This is a genomic window from Lutispora sp., assembly GCF_041687175.1.
In the GTDB taxonomy this organism is placed as follows: domain Bacteria; phylum Bacillota; class Clostridia; order Lutisporales; family Lutisporaceae; genus Lutispora.
This window is the reverse complement of the sequence record NZ_JAWLCK010000159.1, coordinates 1-5,143: the sequence shown is the minus strand read 5'-3', so window position 1 is coordinate 5,143 and position 5,143 is coordinate 1. Positions and strand designations below refer to the sequence as shown.

Sequence of the window (5,143 nt, the reverse complement as noted above, 5' to 3'; positions counted from 1 at the left end):
GATGTCCACTAATTTCTTTATACCTATATTCGCAGGAATAGTGATGGCAGGTATTCTAGCGGCTACCATAAGCTCGTCGGATTCCTATTTGCTTATTGCGGCCTCTGCCTTTTCAAAAAACATATATCAGGGTATTATGAAAAAAGAGGCAACTGATAAAGAAGTTTTGTATATATCAAGGCTTACTCTTATAATAATATCAGTTATTGCAATGATAATTGCATTGGATGAAAACAGTGTAATTTTTACAGTAGTTTCCTTTGCCTGGGCTGGGTTTGGTGCCACCTTTGGCCCTATAATGCTATTCTCTCTGTTCTGGAAGAGGGTCACCAGATCAGCAGCAATCGCAGGTATGGTAGCCGGTGGAGGAATGGTTTTCATATGGAAGCTATTATTGAAGCCTATGGGGGGAGTCTGGGGTATATATGAGTTGTTCCCTGCCTTTGTCATTTCCTGTATTGTAATAGTAGTGGTAACTCTATTATCCGAAGAACCTTCAAAGGAGATACAGGAAGAATTCGAACTTGCCAAAACATATGAAGGTTAATATGAATAAAGAACATGGTAGAGTAGAAATACCTACCATGTTCTTTTACTTTTCTATTATAATGAGACTAAGATGCTTATACGTTGATGCATGTAAAAGTATTCAAATGCGGAAATGTATAAGGGGTGTGATATTGGATCCTGAGAAAATATATTATTGTGATAAAAAAGAGGTGAGGCAGTTTGAAAAGGCTATATCTTATCCAATCCATTATTTTGTGCTTTGTTGGTATAGGCGCATTGTTTGGAGGAGCCATAGCTATTATTGATCCCTATGAGGCGCTTATGGGCATTAGCACTGAACTGTTGAAAAAAGGGCCCTTTACCAACTTCCTGATTCCTGGATTATTCTTATTTATTGTAATTGGGCTGGGACATTTGCTTTCATTCTGGTTTGTAAAAAGGAGGATGAAATTTCATCCTTATTTAAGCGGTGCCATGGGTTGCATTTTGATGGCATGGATTGTGATTCAGTGTTATATATTAGAAATTATAAACATTTTGCATATAATATATTTTATAATAGGTATGATTGAAGGCATAATGTCGTTATATATGCTTGTAAAGCTGAGGTTGATTCCTTTTGATAATGAAAATAAATTATTTACAAAAGATTAAATACTATGAGAGGCAGGAGAAGAATATTGAGAATTGAAGCTTTGAAACATGACAGGATACAGGATTTTGTGAAGTACTGCAAGAAGCATAAAATGGAGATTGATGATTCATTTCTATATGATGAAGATTTGAGAGATTTCAAACCTGATGAGGAAAATCCAACTTATATAGCTATTGATGAAAATAATGAGATAAAAGCTGTAGCTTCATTTATAGCAGATGAATACAACAGGAGAGGGAAAAAAGGCCGTTTCAGGATATTTCACTCAGAAATACAAAATGTTGAATACTATGATATGCTTCTTAAAGCCCTATTGAAGCATACAGAAGGCTTGGATAAGCTGAACATATTTGTTCCTTTAGTCAATACAGAATTGATGAAGATAATGGAAACATTGAATTTCGAAATAGAAAGGTATATCTACTTGCTCATTAGAGATGATTTAGAGGTACCTGACTATGACCTGCCGGAAGGTTTAGAGATAAAGGCCTTTAGACCTGGAAAGGACGAAGAGGCATGGTGTGAAGTAAGAAATTCAGCCTTTGCGAATCTTCAGGGGAATGAAACGCCTGTCACACCAGAACAGGTTGCTAAGCTGGTACATGCTGATGATTATATAGAAGGTGGCCTTATGATTCTTTATCATAATGAAAAACCAGTAGGTGTGGTGAAAGGGTCAAAGGATGAGTATGAAGATATGCCTATAATGAACATAGGACCCATTGCCGTTATTCCCAAGTATCAGGGAAGAGGCTTAGGAAGAATTTTGCTTAGAGCTTCTATGAAGTTTGCAAAGGATAATAAATATGATAGGACAATTTTATGTGTAAACGCAGAAAATGAAAAAGCAAAAGCTCTATATATACAAGAAGGTTTCAGGCAGGTTGAAGGAGTTGTATGCTATAAATATAATTTAACCCGGGAAAGGAATTAGCCTTCCCCGGGTATTCCTACAGTCTGATAAAAGGGCATAAAGCTCTTACCATTCCATTTCAGGGATGTCTGAACATAACCTAGCCCATCTGCGTGATATCTTCCGGCAATTAACTGCTCGGCGTACAGTTCATATGTGCCATCTCTTTGGTAGTCTATGGGGTATAATCCGCTGAGAGGGTCTACCCATCCAACAATAGGCTCTTTTAATGTACCATCAGGGTTATATATTTCTGATAAATACTCTTGTCCCTTATAGGTCAAATCTAGTATATATCTCTTATTATTGGCTTTGCTGATGACTTCTGCCCTGTAATCATCCAGGTAGTTTACATCATATTCAAAATCCTCGTCAAATACTTCAAAGTCGAATATCTTTCGCGGAACATTGTTTTCAAATATATAGATATAGTAAAAACCGGTGGCTCCGCTTCCTCCTGAGTCTATGCTTATTAAAATATCATCAACCTTATCTCCTGTGAAGTCTCCCAAAAAAAGGGTAGAGTTATAACCACGGTCTTCTTTCAATCTTATTATGATCCTTCTTTTTGTATATCCATCAACAACCATCAGTCTGATGTTGCTTCTAGCAGGACTTTCATCGCCAAAAGGCTTATCTCCTATGAGGTACACATAATCCTTAATTCTATCCCCATTTACATCTCCTATTTTAAAATCCAGTACATTTCCCATAGCTTTATTTATTCTCAATCAGATCCACATCCTCTCAAAAATGAATCTTAATGATATAATATGTATAATATTAGGTTTTGCTCACCTGTACTGTATTTAATCTATAACTCCTATGAAAAATAGGGGTTGTACATTGTGTTGCAGAATAATATTATGAAATTATAAGTTGATGTGATAACTATTACAGGGAGGATGGCAAATTGATTTATCCTAAGAATACAATCTATATTACAGGTACTGCAAAGGTAGCTGCAAATGATCCAATTTCTGCAATATATGATATGTTTTTTGTTGGGCTCATACTGGAAAAGGAAAGTGGAAGGATTGTGGATGTTACATGTAATATGGTGAGGGATGTGACCTCGGAATTCATCAAGTCCATATTAATAAACTATAACCTGGTTGATGATATAGAGCTTATCGTCGAGGAAATCAAAGACAGATTTCTGGGAATAGCCCAAAAAGCTGTTATTGCCGCAGTAAAGGATGCCAGAAATAAATATTTGATGGCAAAAAGCAATTGAAATTGATTCATTCATGATATATACTTTTATTAGATAAATATACTAAGTTTTATTTACATGTATATGGATCACACCATAATACAACTGTAAGTAAGACCCAGATAACATCTGTTATGCTGGGTTTTTTGTTTTTTTGAAAAGGAGCTGAAACCATGTATCAAAAACACTTTAAAGAACTGGAAAAAGTATTAAAGGATAATCTGGGACACAGAGGATTAGAGGAGGCTTTCATCGAAGGTGAACTAAGGGGTGCAGCTGAAAGCCTATTAGAGGGAGATACTATCTTCATCGTAACTGGATTTGTTATAAAGGATGCAGCTGTAGGAGAGACTGACGGTCCCATAGGAGCTGTTTCCCTGGCTGGTGCACTGGAACAACTGGGAAAGAAAGTGTTTTTCATCACTGATATATATTCTGGAAAAATGCTAAAGAAATGTGCAGATGTGAGAGGAGTCAATGCTCCTATAGAGATAATAAATCATGATATCAATAGATGGCTTTCTCAGGATTTGCTTAAGATATACAAACCCTCCCATATTATTGCCATTGAAAGACCAGGCAAGGCCATGGACGGTAAATGCTATTCCATGAGAGGAGAAGACTTAAGTGATATTGTACCCATTATGGATACATTGTTCGAGGAAGCAGTAAAAATGGGCATAACAACTATTGCCATCGGGGACGGAGGCAATGAAATAGGTATGGGCAAGATTCGACCTTATGTGGTTAAGGCTGTGGAAAAGGGTGAAACCATTTGTGCTTCCTTTGCTTCTGATTTTTTGATTGTGGCAGGAGTATCCAACTGGGGGGGCCATGCACTGGCGGCAGGTCTTTCTATTATTGCTCAAAGGAATCTTCTTCATAATATTAATATTGAAATAGCCATGTTAAGAAGCTTGGTGGAAGCAGGTGCAGTAGATGGTTATACAAAAAAAAGAACTATGACGGTAGATGGATTAAGCCTTGAAGAAAACCTTAAAGTATTTTTGGCATTGAAAGATACAGTTGAAGATCAAGTCCATCTAGCTAGAAATGTACACGCACAAGCCAGAATCTGATGTTGGAATTGCTCCATCCTAAATCCCAGGGTACCCTGTTTCTATCTGTATTATGACAGGTAACCAGAGAATAACCCCTTGAATCAGCACCGGTAACTACTGAAATATGAGTGACTTTTCCTTTTTTTTCATAGGCTACGAAATCACCGGGCAGAAGCTTATATGAGGCTTTATATACCTTTTCGTAGCTTCCGTAGGCTATTAGGGAAGCTCTGCCGCTGCTTATCATGTAGTCCTTAAAACCTTGGGCATTGAGCCACGCCCTTGTGGCTCCATTTTTATCGTAATTCCAGGAATAGTTTTTCTTGAATTTTCCGCCCTCGTGGAGGATCTGAGAGGCAAAGTTGGCACAATCTCCACCCTGGGAATTGTAGTTTCTATATTTTTTATTGTATTGATAACCATATTGCTCTTCACTGGCGGCGCCGCAGTAACGGTCTGCATATTCCACCGCACCTTTTCTCCTCTCACCTATGTCGGAAAGATCTCTGGGGCCTTGGGATAATATGAACTCTTTGATGGAATCGACTTTAATATTGTCTAGCTTTAATGAGTCTGCAAAAGGGTCGTTATACCATTCCTTTGATATGAGCCATAAATCATTTTTTTTAACCAGCTCAAGCACATGATAAGTTCCTATCCTGGAAGTGTTAACTTCATCAGGTTTATCTTCGTAAACATATTTATATTCGGTATTGCATAGCAGATTAACAGATACACGTTCTTCATCATTTTTTACATTTTTGATTACTACCTTTGGGTTTATTTCC

At 37.2% G+C, this 5,143-nt stretch carries 7 protein-coding genes; 5 read left to right on the top strand and 2 right to left on the bottom strand.

The window, feature by feature from the left end; all coding sequences use genetic code 11:
* The 3 genes from ACESM9_RS14290 to ACESM9_RS14280 form a co-directional block, all read left to right on the top strand.
* Positions 1-547 (top strand): sodium:solute symporter family transporter (locus ACESM9_RS14290; RefSeq protein ID WP_411289437.1); only part of this gene is annotated, 547 nt, incomplete at its 5' end.
* 182 nt (positions 548-729) lie between these two features.
* A complete protein-coding gene (locus ACESM9_RS14285; RefSeq protein WP_373000129.1) occupies positions 730-1,164 on the top strand; it encodes a hypothetical protein in 435 nt (144 codons plus the stop codon).
* Positions 1,165-1,190: 26 nt separating this feature from the next.
* A complete protein-coding gene (locus ACESM9_RS14280) occupies positions 1,191-2,099 on the top strand; it encodes a GNAT family N-acetyltransferase (protein ID WP_373000126.1) in 909 nt (302 codons plus the stop codon).
* Here ACESM9_RS14280 and ACESM9_RS14275 read toward each other — a convergent pair.
* Positions 2,096-2,791, bottom strand: a complete 696-nt coding sequence (locus tag ACESM9_RS14275) for a VCBS repeat-containing protein (protein WP_373000132.1) — start codon at positions 2,789-2,791, stop codon at positions 2,096-2,098. The genes ACESM9_RS14280 and ACESM9_RS14275 overlap by 4 nt on opposite strands.
* A 200-nt stretch (positions 2,792-2,991) precedes the next feature.
* On the opposite strand from ACESM9_RS14275, the gene ACESM9_RS14270 reads away from it, so the two are divergent.
* Both ACESM9_RS14270 and ACESM9_RS14265 read left to right on the top strand, forming a co-directional pair.
* Entirely contained in the window at positions 2,992-3,315 is a 324-nt protein-coding gene (locus ACESM9_RS14270) for a DUF3870 domain-containing protein (RefSeq protein WP_373000123.1), read from the top strand.
* Positions 3,316-3,467: 152 nt separating this feature from the next.
* Positions 3,468-4,373, top strand: a complete 906-nt coding sequence (locus ACESM9_RS14265) for a DUF4392 domain-containing protein (protein ID WP_373000120.1) — start codon at positions 3,468-3,470, stop codon at positions 4,371-4,373.
* Here the strand turns inward: ACESM9_RS14265 and ACESM9_RS14260 are convergent.
* Positions 4,342-5,143, bottom strand: an 802-nt coding sequence (locus ACESM9_RS14260) for an amidase domain-containing protein (RefSeq protein ID WP_373000117.1), incomplete at its 5' end; no start/stop codon positions are given. The genes ACESM9_RS14265 and ACESM9_RS14260 overlap by 32 nt on opposite strands.